Raw genomic sequence first — 15,207 nt, 5'->3', positions numbered from 1 at the left:
GCCTGGCAGGACTGCTGAGGCCCCCTGCACGGCGCGCGCGTCCGGCACGCGTGCGGCGGCCGTGCGGGGCGCGGATGCACCGGCGTACGGGTCCACGGCGCGCGAGGGGCGGATCGCACCCTAGCCAACCCGCACACCATGATCGGGAAAGCACTTGTCCCGATCAGCACAAGATTCCCCCAAGGCACGGCAAATCTCCGCCCGGTCACCGGGGTCAGGGGCGTGGATCGGTCGCCAGGCGGCTGTGCAGGTGGACGTCCCGAAGCGCGCCGGACAGGTCGACGACCGCCTCGCGCAGGACCCCTTCGAGGACGTAACCGCAGCGCCGCGCGACACCGCAGGAGGGCTCGTTGCCGACGGCGTGGCCCAGTTCCAGCCGGTGCAGGCCGAGATCGCGGAAGGCCCACCGGGTGACCGCCTCCAGAGCGCGGGAGGCGACGCCGCGGCCACGGGCCTCGGGGAGCATCCAGTAGCTGACGCGTGCGCCGCGCATGGCGTGGTCGATCATCCCTATCCCGGCCTGGCCGAGCACCACACCGGCCTCGGTGACGGCGAACGACGCGAGGTCGCCGGCCCCCCAGCCGTCGCGCCGGCGCCGCAGGAACGCCCGCACCCCGGCTTCGTCGGGCTCGGGGGCGTGCGCGGTGTTCCAGCGGCGGAAGTCCGGGTCCGCGAGGCCGCGCAGTGCCGCGTCGAGGTCGCCGGACGTCTCCTCCCAGGGCCTGAGCAGCAGCCCGTACGCTTCCAACTCCACCGGCCTCAGCACGCCCTCATTCAAGCAAAGGAGGCGGTGACCGCCCGGGCCGGACGGAAGACGGGGATCGCGATGTCCCCGCCCGCGGCCGCGGGGCGGAAGCAGACGCGGAGGTCCATCCCGACGCGCAGCGCGTCGTGGGCGCAGCCGACGACCTCCGTCATCATGCGCGGTCCCTCGGCGAGGTCGACGACGGCGGCGACGTAGGGGACCCGTCCGGCGAACGGCTGGAGGTCGTTGGCGTGCACCACGGACCAGGTGTAGAGGGTGGCGTGGCCCGCGGCCTGCTCCCAGACGACCTCCTCGCTCCAGCAGTGGGGGCAGAACTCCCGGGGGTAGTGGTGGGCGGCGCCGCAGCCCGCGGCCAGGCACCGGCGGATCAGCAGCCGGCCCTCGGCGGCGGCGCTCCAGTAGGTGCGCGTGAAGGCGTCGGCCTCGGGCAGACCGGTCACAGGAAGAGCCCCCAGACGCTGTCGAGGGACCAGGTCTGCCAGCCCATGGCGAAGAGGAGGACGACGGAGGCGAGGAGCATCATGGCGTTCTGCCCCTGCTCCGCCCAGTCGTGGATCATGAGGACGAGGTAGAGCAGGTTGAGGACGATGCCGCCGGCCAGCGCGACCGGTGTCAGCAGCCCGGCGGTGAGACCGAGCCCGACGGCCAGTTCGGCGTAGACGACGACGTAGGCCATGACCTTGGGGCGGGGCGCGACGACCGCGGTGAATCCGCCCTGGACGAAGGTCCAGCGGTGCTTCGCGGCGACGTCGGCGGCCCAGGCGATGCCGGTGCCCCGCTCGAACCAGCCCTTCTTGTCCTTGTGCCGCCAGCTCTCCAGCCACCACAGGCCGAGGCCGATGCGCAGGACGGCGAGCCATTCGGCGCCGGTCAGCCAGATCGTCTGCATCGTATGCCTCCCCGGGACAAGGTATCTGACGGTATGTCAGTTGACCGGATGCGGTCGCACCTCCGCAAGGTGGCGGGGCGAAAGCGCGCTACCTTCCGGAGTGACCCTCACCCTGCAGGCACGGGAGCAGCCATGACCGACACCTCGGCATCCGCCGGCACCTCCGCATCCGCCGCCACCCCCCTACCGAACACGGCGGCGCCGGACGCCATCGTCGTCGGCGCCGGTCCCGGCGGTCTCGCCGTCGCGGCGTCGCTGCGGCACCGGGGCGTGCGCACCCTGGTCGTCGAGCGGTCGGACGCGGTGGGCGCCTCCTGGCGCGGCCACTACGACCGGCTGCGGCTGCACACGACCAGACGCCTGTCCGCGCTCCCGGGCCTCGGGATACCCCGGTCGTACGGCCGCTGGGTGGGCCGCGACGACGTCGTCCGCTACCTGGAGCAGTACGCCGAGTTCCACGGACTGGACGTCGCCACCGGCATAGAGGTGGGGCGGATCGAGCCCGCCGGGGACCCGGCGGCGGGCTGGGTGCTCCCGGCCACCGGCGGGCGCCGGCTGACCGCGCGCAGCGTCGTCGTCGCCACCGGCTACAACCACTCGCCGCACCTTCCGGACTGGCCCGGGCGCGACACCTTCGACGGAGAGCTGCTGCACGCCTCCCGCTACCGCAACGGCCGGCCCTACGAAGGCCGGGACGTCCTGGTCGTGGGCGTGGGCAACACCGGCGCCGAGATCGCCGTCGACCTCGCCGAGTCCGGCGCGGCCCGCGTCCGGCTGGCGGTGCGGACGCCCCCGCACATCATGCGCCGCTCCACCGCCGGGTGGCCCGCGCAGCGCACCGGGATCATGGTCCGCCGCCTCCCCACGAAGCTGGTCGACAAGATCGCGCCCTACGTGGAGCGCGTCTCCGTGCCGGACCTGTCCGCGTACGGGCTGCCCCGCCCGGACAACGGGCTCTACTCGCGGGTGCGGGAGGGCTCCATCCCCGTCCAGGACGTCGGCATCATCGACGCCGTCCGGTCGGGGAAGGTGGAGGCCGTCGCCGCCGTCGAAGGCTTCGACGGGCGCGAGGTGCTGCTCGCCGACGGCACGCGGATCACCCCGGACGCGGTGGTCGCGGCCACCGGCTACCGGCGCGGCCTGGAACCGCTCGTCGGTCATCTCGACGTCCTGGACGAGCGGGGCCGGCCCGTGCGGCACGGCGGCCGCAGTCCGAAGAACGCTCCCGGTCTGTACTTCACCGGCTTCACCAATCCCATCAGCGGCATGTTCCGCGAAATGGCCATCGACGCGCGCCGGATCGCCAAGGCCGTGGCGCGGCGGTAGCGAACGCGCGCGGTGGGCATCGAGGGGGTACGGACGAGCACCCGCGACGCCTCACGCACCGCCTCCGTACCACCCCTGCGCACCCCCGCACTGCCCCCGTACCGCTCCCGCTCCATCCCGGTCCGGCGGACCGGCCGGCCCTCTCCCCTCCGGCCGGCCGGACCGTCTTCCCGCGGGGCGCACAGGTTTCTCGCATCCTCCCCGTTCCTGACGGATCGTCAGTTCAGTAATCTGACATTACGTCAGTTCTCTGGACCTTCGAGCGGGACGGGCGAGACACATGCTTGGATCGACCTTCAGCACACGCGGCACCGATCCTGCGGCGGACGCCGGCGGCCCGGGCCACGGCACGGACGACGTGGACGTCAGCGGGCGCCCGCTGCACGCCCGCGTGCCCGACCTCGACCGCTTCTTCCGGCCCGAGTCCCTGGCCGTTGTGGGCGCCTCGGACGCCGAGGGCCGCCCCAACACCGGCATCACCCGGCAACTCGTCACCTGGGCCGAGCGGGTCGGCGCCCGGCTCCACCCGGTCAATCCCGGCCGCGGCACCGTGTTCGGCCTGCCCTGCCACACATCCGTCGCGGATCTCCCCGAGCCGGTCGACCTCGCCGTCCTGCTCGTCGCCGACCCCCTCCCCGTCCTCGAACAGCTCACCGGGGCCAAGGCACGGTTCGCGGTCGTCTTCGCCTCCGGCTTCGCCGAGACCGGGGAGGCGGGCGCCGCCGCCCAGGAGCGGCTCGGCCGGGCCGTCGCGGGCAGCGGACTGCGACTGCTGGGGCCGAACACCAACCTCAACGCCTTCCAGGCGTTCCGTGAGGACCTCCCCGGGCCGGCGATCGCCCTGATCACCCAGTCCGGCCACCAGGGCCGTCCGGTCTACGCCCTGCAGGAGCTCGGCATCCGGCTCAGCCACTGGGCGCCGACCGGCAACGAGGCCGACCTGGAGACCGCCGACTTCCTCTCCTACTTCGCCGGGCGGCCCGAGGTCGGCGCGATCGCGGTCTACGCCGAAGGCCTCAAGGACGGACGCTCGTTCGCCCTCGCCGCCGACCGCGCGGCCCGCAACAAGGTGCCGGTGGTCATGGTCAAGGTGGGCCGTACCGAGACGGGCACCCGCGCCGCGGCCACCCACACCGGCAAGCTCACCGGATCCGACGCGGTCGCCGACGCCGCCTTCCGCCAGTTCGGCGTGATCCGCGTCGACGCCCTGGACGAACTCCAGGACACCGCCGCCCTGCTGGCCCGGGCCCGGCCACCGGCCGCCGAGGGCGTGGTCGTCTACTCGATCTCCGGCGGCACCGGGGCGCACTTCGCGGACCTGGCCACCGCCGCCGGGCTGCCGCTGCCCACCCTCCCGGAGCCGAAGCAGGCCGAACTCCACCAGTGGATACCGGAGTACCTGAACGTCTCCAACCCCGTGGACAGCGGGGGCCATCCCGTCGGGGACTGGCGCGGCCGGAAGATCATCGACGCGATCCTCGCCGATCCCGCGGTCGGCGTGCTCGTCTGCCCCATCACCGGCCCCTTCCCTCCGATGAGCGACCGGCTGGCCCGGGACCTCGCCGAGGCCGCCGAGGACACCGACAAACTGGTGTGCGTGATCTGGGGCTCCCCCGTGGGCACCGAGGAGGCCTACCGGGCCACCCTGCTCGGCTCCTCCCGGCTCGCCACCTTCCGCACCTTCGGCAACTGCGTGACCGCCGTACGGGCCTGGCTGGACCACCACCGCTTCGCCGCCGGCTACCGCTCCCCCTTCGACGACGCGCCCCGCACGCCCTCCTCCTCCGCACGGAAGGCGCGGGCACTGCTGCACCCCGGCCGCCGGCTGAGCGAGCACGCCGCCAAGCAACTGCTGCGGGCGTACGGCATCCGCGTCCCGCGCGAGCAACTGGTCACCAGCGCCGCCGGTGCCGTCCGGGCGGCGGCCCAGGTCGGCTACCCCGTGGTGATGAAGGCGTCCGCCGACCGGCTCGCGCACAAGACCGAACTCGGCCTGGTCAAGATCGGCCTCACTTCCGCCAGCCAGGTCCGCGACGCCTACCGCGAACTCGCCGACATCGCCCGCTGCGAGGACCTGGACCTCGACGGCGTCCTCGTCTGCCAGATGGTGGAGCGAGGCGTGGAGATGGTCGTCGGCATGAGCCACGACCCGCTCTTCGGGCCCACCGTCACCGCCGGCCTCGGCGGGGTCCTCGTCGAGGTCCTGCGGGACACGGCCGTCCGCGTACCGCCCTTCGACGCCGGGACCGCGCGGGACATGCTGCGGGAACTGCGCGGCGCCCGCCTGCTCGACGGCGTGCGCGGGGCGCCGCCCGCCGACGCGGACGCGCTCGTCGACGTCATCCTCCGCGTGCAGCGCATGGCCCTGGAACTCGGCGACGGCCTCGCCGAACTCGACATCAATCCGCTGATGGTGCTGCCGCGCGGGCAGGGCGCCTGCGCCCTCGACGCACTGGCCGTCTGCCGTCAGGAGAACACACATGACTGACTCCCCCCGTGGAGTGGTCACGGAGCGTGATGACTCCGTGGAATCCGTTGTACTCCACGTCACCGACAACGGGGTCTCCCGGCTCACCCTCAACCGCCCCCAGGCGATGAACGCCATCACCCCTGACCTGCGCGAACGCCTCATCGAGAAATTTCTGGAGGCCTCCGCGGACCCGGCCGTGCGGGCCGTCGTCCTGACCGGCGCCGGCCGCCGGGCCTTCTGCGCGGGGGCTGATCTGCGCGGCGGTCCGACCGCCGCGGACCGGGTCGCGGGCGACGTGGCCCGGACGATCCGGTCCGGGGCCCAGCGCCTCATCGCCGCCGTCCTCGACTGCGAGAAACCCGTGGTCGCCGCCGTGAACGGCACCGCAGCGGGCCTCGGTGCCCATCTCGCCCTCGCCTGCGACCTCGTCCTGGCCGCCGACACGGCGAAGTTCATCGAGGTCTTCGTCCGCCGCGGCCTCGTCCCCGACGGCGGTGGCGCCTACCTCCTCCCCCGCCTGATCGGCCCGCACCGCGCGAAGGAACTCCTCCTCCTCGGCGACGACCTCCCCGCCACCGCCGCCGAACGCCTCGGCCTGGTCAACCGCGTCGTCCCCGCCGAGGAACTCGACACGGCCGCCCGCACGCTCGCCGAGCGACTCGCCGCCGGTCCCACCCGCGCCCTGGCCCTGACCAAACAACTCGTCAACGCGTCCCTGGACTCCGACCGCGCGACGGCCTTCGCCGCCGAGGCGGCCGCGCAGGAGCAGAACATGACCGCCGCCGACGCCCAGGAGGGACTGCGCGCCTTCCTCGAACGCCGCCCACCGGACTTCCGTGGCCGGTGACACCGCGAAGGCTCACTCCCCGGGCGCCCCGGCCCCGGGCGGGGGCCGGTACTCCTCCAGCAGTCCGGTGCCGTACGCCAGCAAAGCGCCCGCGAAGACGAGCCCGACCACCGCGATCGCCACGACGGAGATCTGGAACGCGACCTGCCGCTGCCGCGCCCACCCGGTCCTGCCCTCCGGGTCCCGGCGCCCCGCGTAGAACGCGGTGACCAGCACCGGCGCCGCACCGGCACCCGCGAGGCACAACCACGCGAGCGGGTACGGACCTCCGAGCCACACCACCGGCACCGCGAGGACGGCGGCCGTCGCCGTCTCCGCCGCCAGCAGGCAGAGCCAACGGGGGCGCCCGGTGCGCGCCGCGAGCCGGAGTCCCAGGACCGTCGCCGGCAGGGCGTGCAGGAGCGAGGCGGCCACTGCGAAGGCCCAGAGGGGGACCAGGGCCAGCGGCAGCACGCAAAGGGCGAGCGGCTCCTCGAAGGCGCCGTCCGAGGACTTCAGGGACGGAAGGACGACCATACGGACCGTTGCCGCGATCACCCCCACCGCGCAGTACGTCGTGACCGCCGCCGCGCGTCCGGCATCGCTCCACGGGTCGACCGCGCGCCGCGCCGGGGACCCCCATCCCGTACCCCATCCCATGACAAGCACGGTATGCCCGCTCCTCCTCCGATTGCCTGCGACCCTTCACTTCTGACGATCCGTCAGTTTCAATGGGAGGCGTGATGGGACAAGCAGGCATGGCGGTCGCCGTCGTGCGCTACCTCCGGTCGGCCGGGGCGGTGACGACGGCCGGGCGGGTGGACCCGCTGCCGCCGCCCGAACTGCGGGCCGTGCGGCCGGACGAGCGCGCTCCGGTGGACCAGGCCGAATTCCGGAAGGTGCTGGGGAACTTCGCGAGCGGCGTGACGGTGATCGCGGCGCCCGGGGACGACGCGGAAGGCGGACCCGCCGGGTTCGCCTGCCAGTCGTTCGCGTCGCTGTCGCTCGATCCGCCGCTGGTCGTCTTCATGGTGGCGCGCACGTCCACCAGCTGGCCGCGCATCGCGCGGGCCGGGGTGTTCTGCGTGAACGTGCTCGGCGCGGGCCAGCAGGAGCTGTGCCGCTCCTTCGCCGTGAGCGGCGGGGATAAGTTCGCGGGCGCGGAGTGGGATCCGGCGCCGGTGACGGGCTCGCCCCGGCTGCGCGGCGTGGCCGCGTGGATCGACTGCGCGATCCACGCCGTGCACACCGGCGGCGACCACCTCGTCGTCATCGGCCGGGTCCGGGATCTGGGCCACGGGGCGGAAGACGGCGGGCCGCTGCTCTTCCACCGCGGCCGCTTCGGCCGGCTCGCGCCCTGACCGCGGCCGCCGTACGCGCCTCAGCCCGTACGCGCCTCAGCCCGTGAACTCCGGCGCCTGGTGGGGCGCCCACCAACTGGTCAGCGCCCAGATCCCGAGGGCGGCCACGGCCACCGCCACCAGGGCCGCGAGCCCGGGGCGGCGCGACCCTCGCAGCGTGAGCAGCCAGAAGGCCAGCGGCACCAGGGCGCCGCCCGCGGCGATGAGCGGAAGGTCCACGTAGAGGACGCTCAAGTCCCTGCGCTGTCCCTCGAAGCCGCCCTCGACGTTGACCCTGGCGAGCGGCGCCCAGGCCAGCAGCGCGGACGCCGCACCCAGGCCCGCCACAAGAAGGCCGGTGAGGCCCTTGGTCGCTTCCCTCACGCACAGGACGGACGCCCCGGCGCCGCACGCGGTTCCCGTACCGCCCCCAGGGCAGCCGCGAGACCCGGCGGCGCCGGGGCCGGCCGGCTACGCCGCGAGCGGGAGCGCCCCGGCGCCCGGGGTCGCCCGCCGCCGGATCACCAGCGCCATGAGCGCCGCCACCGCGCACAGCGCACCGGAGGAGTACCAGACCACGTCGTAGGAGCCGAAGGTGTCGCGCGCCACGCCGCCGAGGAACGCCACCAGGGCGGCGCCCAACTGGTGGGAGGCGAGTACCCAGCCGAAGACGATGGCGCTGTCGGCGCCGTAGAACTCACGGCACAGGGCGATGGTCGGCGGCACGGTGGCGACCCAGTCCAGGCCGTAGAAGACGATGAACAGCACCATGGGCGGGTGGACGGCGTCGTTCAGGAGCACCGGCAGGAACATCAGCGACAGTCCGCGCAGCCCGTAGTAGGTGGCCAGCAGCCGCCGCGGGCTGAAGCGGTCGGTGAACCAGCCGGAGGCCACCGTGCCCGCGATGTCGAAGATGCCGATCACGGCGAGCAGTGAGGCGGCGGCCGTCACCGGCATCCCGTGGTCATGGGCCGCGGGCACGAAGTGCGTCTTGACCAGGCCGTTCGTCGAGGCGCCGCAGATCGCGAAGGTTCCCGCCAGCAGCCAGAACGGGCCGCCGCGGGCTGCGTTGAACAGCGCCTTGACCGCTCGCTTGGCCGCCCCCGTCACCGGAGGCGGCTTCGGCACGAACTCCGCGGCACCGTACGGGGCCAGGCCCACGTCGGCGGGGTGGTCCCGCAGCAGCAGGTAGACCAGGGGCGCGACGACGACCGCGGCGCCCGCCACGGTGAGGGCCGCGGCGCGCCAGCCCGCGTGCTCGATGATGACGGAGAGCAGGGGGAGGAAGATCAGCTGTCCCGCCGCGCCGGCCGCCGTCAGGATGCCCGTGACCAGGCCGCGCCGGTCCTCGAACCACCGGTTGGTGACGGTGGTCGCGAAGGCCAGGGCCATGGAGCCGCTCCCCAGCCCGACGAGCACGCCCCACAGGAGCACGAGCTGCCAGCTCGCGGTCATGAAGACGGTCAGGCTCGCACCGGTCGCGATGGTGACGAGCGCGGCCGCGACGACCCGGCGGATGCCGAAGCGGTCCATGAGCGCGGCGGCGAACGGCGCCGTCACGCCGTAGAGCGCGAGGTTGACCGAGACGGCCAGGCCGATCATGCCCCGCGACCACCCGAACTCGCCGTGCAGCGGCTCGATCAGCAGTCCGGGCAGGGAGGCGAAGCCGGCGGCGCCGATGAGCGTGACGAAGGCGGCGGCCGCCACCGACCACGCGCGGTGGATCCGGGGCGTGCGGAACGGCCGGGGAACGTCGGGGCCCCTGTCGGCCAGGGGCTGCACGGGAAGCTCGGGAGTCTGCGTCACCAGGTCAGCATCCGGCATCGTCTTTCACGGAACGAGTGGCCGGATGGCCATGTTGTGCAAGGATCGGGCCATGGCCGAATCCATGGAGACGCCTTCGCCGACCGCAGCGCCGCGCACACCGGTGCGTCACCGGGTCGTCGTCCTGGTGCAGCACGGTGTGATCCCCTTCGAAGTGGGCATCCCGCACCGCATCTTCGGCGGCGCGAGGGACTCCGACGGGGTCGATCTGTACGAGGTGGTGACGTGCTCCCCGCACGGTCCCGGGCCGGTGCGCGCCGAGGCCGACTTCGAGATCCACGTCGCCCACGGCCCCGAGGTCCTGGAGACGGCCGACACCGTCATCGTCCCCGCCGCCCATGAGCGCTCCGTCGCGCACACCGAGGGCCGGCTGCCCGCGGAGATGGCGGCGGCTTTCGCCCGCATCCGCCCCGGCGCCCGGCTCGTCTCCATCTGCACCGGCTCGTACTTCCTCGCCGCGGCCGGCCACCTGGACGGCCTGCGCGCCACCACGCACTGGTCGAGCACGGACCACTTCCAAAGGCTCTTCCCCCAGGTGCGGGTCGAGCCGGACGTCCTGTACGTGGACAACGGCGCCATCCTCACCTCCGCGGGCGTCGCCTCGGGCATCGACCTGTGCCTGCACCTCGTACGCCGTGACCACGGCACCGCCGTGGCCAACGCCAGCGCGCGCCGTACGGTCGTGCCGCCGCACCGGGAGGGCGGACAGGCCCAGTACATCCAACGGCCCGTCCCCGAGCCCCAGCAGGCCACCACGGCCGCGGCGCGCTCCTGGGCGCTGGACCGGCTCGACCGGCCGCTGACGCTGCGCGAGCTGGCCGAGCGCGAGGCGATGAGCGTGCGCACCTTCACCCGCCGCTTCCGGGAGGAGGTGGGCACCAGCCCCGGGCAGTGGCTGACGCAGCAGCGCGTCGAGCGCGCCCGGCACCTGCTGGAGTCCAGCGACCTGTCGGTCGACCAGGTCGCCTCGCAGGCCGGGTTCGGCACGGCGGCCTCCATGCGGCAGCACCTGCAGGCCGTCCTCGGCGTCTCGCCCAGCGCCTACCGGCGCACCTTCCGGGCGACGGCGGCGTTCTGACCCGCCTCAGAAGGTCAGCACGCCCCGCGCCACACGGCCGCCCTGGGCGTCCTCCGCCGCCTTGGCGAAGTCCTCCACCGGGTAGGTGCGGGTGACGAGTTCGTCCAGCAGGAGCCGGCCCTGCCGGTACAGGTCGGCGTAGAGCGCGATGTCGCGCTGCGGCCGTGCCGAGCCGTAGCGGCAGCCCAGGATGGACTTGTCGAGGTACATGGAGGACACCAGGAAGGACGCCTCGGCGTCGGCCGGCGGCACGCCCAGCAGGACGGCCTGGCCATGGCGGTCCAGGAGGTCGACGGCCTGGCGGATGAGCCCGACGTGGCCGACGCACTCGAAGACGTGGTCGGCGCCGGTGGGCAGCAGCGCGCGAGCCGCCTCCGCCGAGTCCACGAACTCGGTGGCGCCGAACAGCCTCGCGGGTTCCTCCTTCGCCGGGTTGGTGTCGACGGCGACGATCCGGGAGGCGCCCGCGATGCGCGCACCCTGGAGCACGTTCAGGCCGATGCCGCCGGTGCCGATGACCACGACCGTGTCGCCGCGGTCGACCCGGGCGCGGTTGAGGGCGGCGCCGACCCCGGTCAGCACCCCGCAGCCGATGAGCGCGGCCGAGGTGAGGGGGATGTCCGCGGGAAGGAGGACGGCCTGGACGGCCTTGACGACGGTCAGTTCGGCGAAGGCCGAGTTGGAGGCGAAGTTGAACAGCGGCTCGCCCTGGCGGCTGAAGGGCCTGCCGGGACGGCCGATGGCCTTGCGGCACATCGTCGGGCGGCCCCGGTCGCAGTCCGGGCAGGTGCCGCAGTTGGCGAGGGTGGACAGGGCCACGCGGTCGCCCGGCGAGACGTGCGAGACGCCGGCGCCGGTCGCCTCGACGACGCCCGCCCCCTCGTGGCCGAGCACGACCGGTACGGGGAAGGGGATGACCCCGTCGACGACGGACAGGTCGCTGTGGCACAGCCCGGCCGCGTGGATGCGGACCAGCACCTCGCCCGGGCCCGGGTCCCGGACCTCCAGGTCGTCGACGACCGCGGGCTGCGTCCCGTCGAAGATCACGCCTCTCATCACCACACCACCGCCTGGAGCTCGCTGTACGCGTGCAGTCCGAAGGAGCCGCCGTCGCGGCCGATCCCGCTGTGCTTGAAGCCGCCGAAGGGCGTCTCGGGGTGACGCTGCACGGTGTTGATGCCGACGTTGCCGCTGCGCAGGCGGGCGGCCAGGGCCCAGGCGCGCGCGGTGTCGCTGCCGAAGACGTAGTCGTACAGGCCGTACGGGGTGCCGTTGGCGATCTCGACGGCCTCGTCCTCGGTGTCGTACGGGAGGGCGGCGACGACCGGGCCGAAGATCTCCTCGCGGGCGACCGTCATGGCGGGCGTGACGTCCGCGAGGAGCGTGGGGGCGGCGTAGTAGCCGGGTTTGAGGTCGGGGCGCGCGCCGCCGGTGACGACGCGGGCGCCCTGCTCGCGGGCGCCCGCGATGTACGCCTCGACGCGGTCGCGGTGCGCGGCGGTGATCAGCGGGCCGACGACGGTGGAGTTATCCACAGGGTCCCCGACGGTCAGCGAACGGGCGTACTGTTCAAGGGCGGTGATCACCTGCTCGTACCGCCCGCGGGGGACGAGCACACGGGTCGGTGCCGTGCAGATCTGACCTGAATGGAATGCCCATGTTGAACCGACAGCAGATACCGCTGATCTGAGGACGCCCGGTGCGGCGTCCTCGAGGATGATCGCCACGCCCTTGCCGCCCAGTTCCATCAGGGTCCGCTTCATCGACGCGCCCGCGACGCGGGCGATCGCCTGCCCGACCGCCGTCGAGCCGGTGAAGCTGATCATGTCGACGCCGGGGTGCGCGACCAGTGCCTCACCGGCCGCGGCGCCCGAGCCGGTGATGACGTTGAACACCCCGTCGGGCAGGCCCGCCTCCCGCATGATCCCGCCGAGCAGCAGGCAGGTCAGCGGGTCCTGAGGCGCGGGCTTGGCGACGACGGTGTTGCCCATGGCCAGGGCGGGGGCGACCTTGCCGGCCAGGTTGACCAGGGGGAAGTTGTAGGAGGTGATGCAGGCGACGACGCCCACCGGACGCCGTGCCGCCGCCGCGTTGACCAGCCCGCCGGGGGCGAGCGGCGAGGCCTTCACGGGCTGCGGCGCGAAGGGCATCGTGTCCGGTTCCAGCGCGCCCCGCGCGTAGCGCCGGAAGCGGTCCACCGCCGTGGGAATCTGCATGCTCGACGCGACACGGATCGTCGCTCCCGTCTCCTGCTGGAGCAGCGGTACGAGATCCGCCGACCGCGAGGCGAGGACGTCCGCGATCCGCTCCAGGATCGCGGCGCGCTCCGCCGGGCTCGTACGGGACCAGCCCTCGTACGCCTCCCGGGCTGCGCGCACCGCGGCCTCCACGTCCGCCGGGCCCGCTTCGGGGGCGTGCCCGACGGTCTCCTCCGTGGCCGGATTGACAACTGGATAGTGCGCTCCGGCCGGTTCGTGCCACCGGCCGCCGATCCAATGGCCGTACGTCCCGTCGCTGTTCATCCGCGAGGCTCCTTCGGGAGGCCGAGCACCCGCTCGGCGATGATCGTGCGCTGGATCTCGTCCGAGCCGCCGTAGATGGTGTCGGCGCGGCTGAAGAGGAACATGCGCTGGGCCTGGTCGAGTTCGTAGGGCCGCTCCGGCTCCCACGGCGCTGGGCCGGTCGCGGCGGGGGCGCCGCGGACGGCGACGGCCAGTTCGCCGAGCCGCTGGTGCCAGCCGCCCCACAGCAGCTTGGCGACGCTCGGGGCGGCCGGGTCGGCGGTGCCCAGCGTGCGCAGGGCGTTCCAGCGCATGGTGCGCAACTCGGCCCACTGGCGCACCAGCCGGTCCCGCAGCACGGGGTCGGTCACCGCCCCGGTGGCGACGGCGCGGTCGACGACATGCCGCAGTTCGCGTTCGAAGCCGATCTGCTGCACGAGGGTGGAGACCCCGCGCTCGAAGCCCAGGAGGGACATGGCGACCTGCCAGCCGTTGCCCTCCCCGCCGACGACGTGGGCGGCGTCGGCGCGGGCCCCGTCGAAGAAGACCTCGTTGAACTCGGCCGTCCCGGTGAGCTGGCGGATGGGGCGGACCTCGACGCTGCCGGGCTGGTCCATGGGGACCAGCAGGAAGCTCAGTCCGTGGTGCCGGCGCGAGTCGGGTTCGGTGCGGGCCAGGACGAAGCACCAGTCGGCGTCCTGGGCGAGGGAGGTCCAGATCTTCTGGCCGGTCACACGGTAGCAGGGACCTTCGGCGTCGTGGTCCGAGGCGGCCGCGGTGCGGACGCCGGCGAGGTCGGAGCCCGCACCGGGCTCGCTGTACCCCTGGCACCACAGTTCCTCGCCGCGGGCGACCGGCGGCAGGAAGCGGTCGCGCTGGTCGGGCGTGCCGTGCGCCTCCAGGGTGGGGGCCAGCAGGTTCTCGCCGATGTGCCCGGACCGGGCGGGCGCCTCGGCGCGGGCGTACTCCTCGCCCCAGGCGACCTGCTGGGGCAGGGTGGCACGCCGGTTGCCGTAGTCGCCGCGCCAGCCGAGGCCGATCCAGCCGGCGGCGCCGAGTTCCCGCTCCCACTCCCTGCCGGGTGCGCGGTCCGGGTGCGCCGTCAGCCACTCCCGGGCCTCCGCGCGGAAGGCCTCCGTCTCCGGGCCGAAGGTGAAGTCCATGGTCCGCCCTCTCCTTCGTGCGGGGCCGTCACTGCCCTCGGGAGGCGGCCGCGGCGGCGCGCATGGCCTCGAGCTGGGCGAGCATCGGCATGGGGTCGGTGCCGACGGAGCCGGGCAGCGCGGCGGCGATGCGCTGCGGCGTCCATCCCCCGCCGGCCGCGTAGGCGGCGCGCAGTTCGCGGGGCTGCGCCCAGACCGCGATCTTGGGTCCGGCGACCGTGTAGACCTGTCCGGTGATGTCGCGGGCGTGGTCGCTGAGCAGGAAGGCGACCATGGCGGCGACGTCCTCGGGCTCGCCGATCTCGGTGAGCTCCATGGGCACGTTGGCGGACATGCGGGTGCGTGCCACGGGGGCGACGCAGTTGGCGGTCACGCCGTAGCGGTGCAGTCCGAGTGCGGCGCTGCGCACCAGCGAGATGATCCCGCCCTTCGCCGCGGAGTAGTTGGCCTGGGAGACGCTGCCCTGGTGGTTGCCGCTGGTGAAGCCGACGAGGGTGCCCGAGCCCTGCCGTCGCATCACGGCCGAGGCGGCGCGGAAGACGGTGAAGGTGCCCTTCAGATGGGTGGCGAGGACCGGGTCCCACTCTTCCTCGCCCATGTTGAAGAGCATGCGTTCGCGCAGGATCCCGGCGACGCAGACGACTCCGTCGACGCGGCCGTAGGTCTGCACGGCCGTGGTGACGATCCGTTCGCCGCCCGCCATCGACGAGACGTCGTCGGTCACCGCGGTGGCCTCGCCGCCGGCCGCCTCGATCTCCTTGACGACGGCGGCCGCGACCTCACCGGTCGGTTCGCTGCCGTCGACCGCGACACCGTAGTCGTTGACGACGACCTTGGCGCCCTCGGCCGCGCATGTGAGGGCGACGGCCCGCCCGATGCCGCGCCCGGCCCCGGTGACCGCGACGACCTTTCCGTTCAGGAAGTTGCCCACGTCCGGTCACGCCCCTTCTCAGAGTTTCTGACGGACCGTTAGATTCTAGGAGTACGGGCACACCCCAGCACAAGCCCTGAGACCGGGAGGCAG

General features: G+C 73.5%; 15 protein-coding genes. 5 read left to right on the top strand and 10 right to left on the bottom strand.

Annotated elements, in window-relative coordinates; genetic code table 11:
• Positions 1–214: 214 nt before the first annotated feature.
• From ACFV3E_RS07645 to ACFV3E_RS07635, 3 genes are read right to left on the bottom strand one after another with little or no spacing between them, the layout of a single operon-like run.
• Positions 215–766, bottom strand: coding sequence for a GNAT family N-acetyltransferase (locus tag ACFV3E_RS07645; RefSeq protein ID WP_500368711.1), 552 nt, complete (start codon positions 764–766; stop codon positions 215–217).
• A gap of 8 nt (positions 767–774) precedes the next feature.
• Positions 775–1,206, bottom strand: coding sequence for a Zn-ribbon domain-containing OB-fold protein (locus ACFV3E_RS07640; protein ID WP_500533885.1), 432 nt, complete (start codon positions 1,204–1,206; stop codon positions 775–777).
• Positions 1,203–1,655 (bottom strand): DoxX family protein, encoded by a 453-nt coding sequence (locus tag ACFV3E_RS07635; protein WP_500533883.1) that lies wholly within the window; start codon positions 1,653–1,655, stop codon positions 1,203–1,205. The genes ACFV3E_RS07640 and ACFV3E_RS07635 overlap by 4 nt, the downstream gene beginning before the upstream one ends.
• Before the next feature lie 132 nt (positions 1,656–1,787).
• On the opposite strand from ACFV3E_RS07635, the gene ACFV3E_RS07630 reads away from it, so the two are divergent.
• The 3 genes from ACFV3E_RS07630 to ACFV3E_RS07620 all read left to right on the top strand — a co-directional run bounded on the left by ACFV3E_RS07630 (position 1,788) and on the right by ACFV3E_RS07620 (position 6,298).
• The gene (locus ACFV3E_RS07630) at positions 1,788–2,981 is read left to right on the top strand and encodes a flavin-containing monooxygenase (protein WP_500533882.1); all 1,194 of its coding nucleotides are present in this window, start codon (positions 1,788–1,790) and stop codon (positions 2,979–2,981) included.
• 280 nt (positions 2,982–3,261) lie between these two features.
• The gene (locus ACFV3E_RS07625; RefSeq protein WP_500533881.1) at positions 3,262–5,469 is read left to right on the top strand and encodes an acetate--CoA ligase family protein; all 2,208 of its coding nucleotides are present in this window, start codon (positions 3,262–3,264) and stop codon (positions 5,467–5,469) included.
• Complete coding sequence (locus ACFV3E_RS07620; protein WP_500533880.1) at positions 5,462–6,298, top strand: enoyl-CoA hydratase/isomerase family protein; 837 nt, start codon at positions 5,462–5,464, stop codon at positions 6,296–6,298. Before ACFV3E_RS07625 ends, ACFV3E_RS07620 begins: the two co-directional genes overlap by 8 nt.
• A 12-nt stretch (positions 6,299–6,310) precedes the next feature.
• On the opposite strand, the gene ACFV3E_RS07615 is transcribed toward ACFV3E_RS07620, so the two are convergent.
• Entirely contained in the window at positions 6,311–6,937 is a 627-nt protein-coding gene (locus ACFV3E_RS07615) for a hypothetical protein (protein ID WP_500533879.1), read from the bottom strand.
• A gap of 83 nt (positions 6,938–7,020) precedes the next feature.
• Between ACFV3E_RS07615 and ACFV3E_RS07610 the strand changes: the two genes are divergently transcribed.
• Positions 7,021–7,638, top strand: a complete 618-nt coding sequence (locus tag ACFV3E_RS07610) for a flavin reductase family protein (protein WP_500533932.1) — start codon at positions 7,021–7,023, stop codon at positions 7,636–7,638.
• A gap of 36 nt (positions 7,639–7,674) precedes the next feature.
• Here the strand turns inward: ACFV3E_RS07610 and ACFV3E_RS07605 are convergent, their stop codons facing one another.
• Together ACFV3E_RS07605 and ACFV3E_RS07600 are read right to left on the bottom strand one after the other, a co-directional pair.
• Complete coding sequence (locus tag ACFV3E_RS07605; protein ID WP_500533878.1) at positions 7,675–8,001, bottom strand: hypothetical protein; 327 nt, start codon at positions 7,999–8,001, stop codon at positions 7,675–7,677.
• 87 nt (positions 8,002–8,088) lie between these two features.
• The gene (locus ACFV3E_RS07600) at positions 8,089–9,423 is read right to left on the bottom strand and encodes an MFS transporter (protein WP_500533877.1); all 1,335 of its coding nucleotides are present in this window, start codon (positions 9,421–9,423) and stop codon (positions 8,089–8,091) included.
• Positions 9,424–9,493: 70 nt separating this feature from the next.
• On the opposite strand from ACFV3E_RS07600, the gene ACFV3E_RS07595 reads away from it, so the two are divergent.
• Positions 9,494–10,519, top strand: coding sequence for a GlxA family transcriptional regulator (locus tag ACFV3E_RS07595; RefSeq protein ID WP_500533876.1), 1,026 nt, complete (start codon positions 9,494–9,496; stop codon positions 10,517–10,519).
• A gap of 6 nt (positions 10,520–10,525) precedes the next feature.
• Here the strand turns inward: ACFV3E_RS07595 and ACFV3E_RS07590 are convergent, their stop codons facing one another.
• Genes ACFV3E_RS07590 through ACFV3E_RS07575 form a run of 4 tightly spaced genes read right to left on the bottom strand, consistent with a single transcriptional unit; the run spans position 10,526 to position 15,114 of the window.
• Positions 10,526–11,575 carry a Zn-dependent alcohol dehydrogenase gene (locus ACFV3E_RS07590; RefSeq protein ID WP_500533875.1) on the bottom strand — a complete coding sequence of 350 codons (1,050 nt, stop codon included), beginning with the start codon at positions 11,573–11,575 and terminating at the stop codon, positions 10,526–10,528.
• Entirely contained in the window at positions 11,575–13,041 is a 1,467-nt protein-coding gene (locus ACFV3E_RS07585; protein ID WP_500533874.1) for an aldehyde dehydrogenase family protein, read from the bottom strand. Before ACFV3E_RS07585 ends, ACFV3E_RS07590 begins: the two co-directional genes overlap by 1 nt.
• Positions 13,038–14,183, bottom strand: a complete 1,146-nt coding sequence (locus tag ACFV3E_RS07580) for an acyl-CoA dehydrogenase family protein (RefSeq protein WP_500533873.1) — start codon at positions 14,181–14,183, stop codon at positions 13,038–13,040. Before ACFV3E_RS07580 ends, ACFV3E_RS07585 begins: the two co-directional genes overlap by 4 nt.
• Positions 14,184–14,211: 28 nt before the next feature.
• Positions 14,212–15,114: an SDR family oxidoreductase gene (locus ACFV3E_RS07575; RefSeq protein WP_500533872.1), complete on the bottom strand. Its 903-nt coding sequence runs from the start codon at positions 15,112–15,114 to the stop codon at positions 14,212–14,214.
• Positions 15,115–15,207 lie beyond the last annotated feature (93 nt).

This window comes from Streptomyces sp. NPDC059718 (genome assembly GCF_042733315.1).
GTDB lineage: Bacteria > Actinomycetota > Actinomycetes > Streptomycetales > Streptomycetaceae > Actinacidiphila.
Note: the sequence above shows the minus strand (reverse complement) of the source record. Positions and strands in the feature narration are given on the sequence as shown.

Coding starts and splice junctions, on each gene's coding strand:
- ACFV3E_RS07635 (WP_500533883.1), bottom strand. CDS start 1,655: ATGCAGACGATCTGGCTGACCGGCGCCGAATGGCTCGCCGTCCTGCGC.
- ACFV3E_RS07630 (WP_500533882.1), top strand. CDS start 1,788: ATGACCGACACCTCGGCATCCGCCGGCACCTCCGCATCCGCCGCCACC.
- ACFV3E_RS07625 (WP_500533881.1), top strand. CDS start 3,262: ATGCTTGGATCGACCTTCAGCACACGCGGCACCGATCCTGCGGCGGAC.
- ACFV3E_RS07620 (WP_500533880.1), top strand. CDS start 5,462: ATGACTGACTCCCCCCGTGGAGTGGTCACGGAGCGTGATGACTCCGTG.
- ACFV3E_RS07615 (WP_500533879.1), bottom strand. CDS start 6,937: ATGGGATGGGGTACGGGATGGGGGTCCCCGGCGCGGCGCGCGGTCGAC.
- ACFV3E_RS07610 (WP_500533932.1), top strand. CDS start 7,021: ATGGGACAAGCAGGCATGGCGGTCGCCGTCGTGCGCTACCTCCGGTCG.
- ACFV3E_RS07595 (WP_500533876.1), top strand. CDS start 9,494: ATGGCCGAATCCATGGAGACGCCTTCGCCGACCGCAGCGCCGCGCACA.
- ACFV3E_RS07590 (WP_500533875.1), bottom strand. CDS start 11,575: ATGAGAGGCGTGATCTTCGACGGGACGCAGCCCGCGGTCGTCGACGAC.
- ACFV3E_RS07585 (WP_500533874.1), bottom strand. CDS start 13,041: ATGAACAGCGACGGGACGTACGGCCATTGGATCGGCGGCCGGTGGCAC.
- ACFV3E_RS07580 (WP_500533873.1), bottom strand. CDS start 14,183: ATGGACTTCACCTTCGGCCCGGAGACGGAGGCCTTCCGCGCGGAGGCC.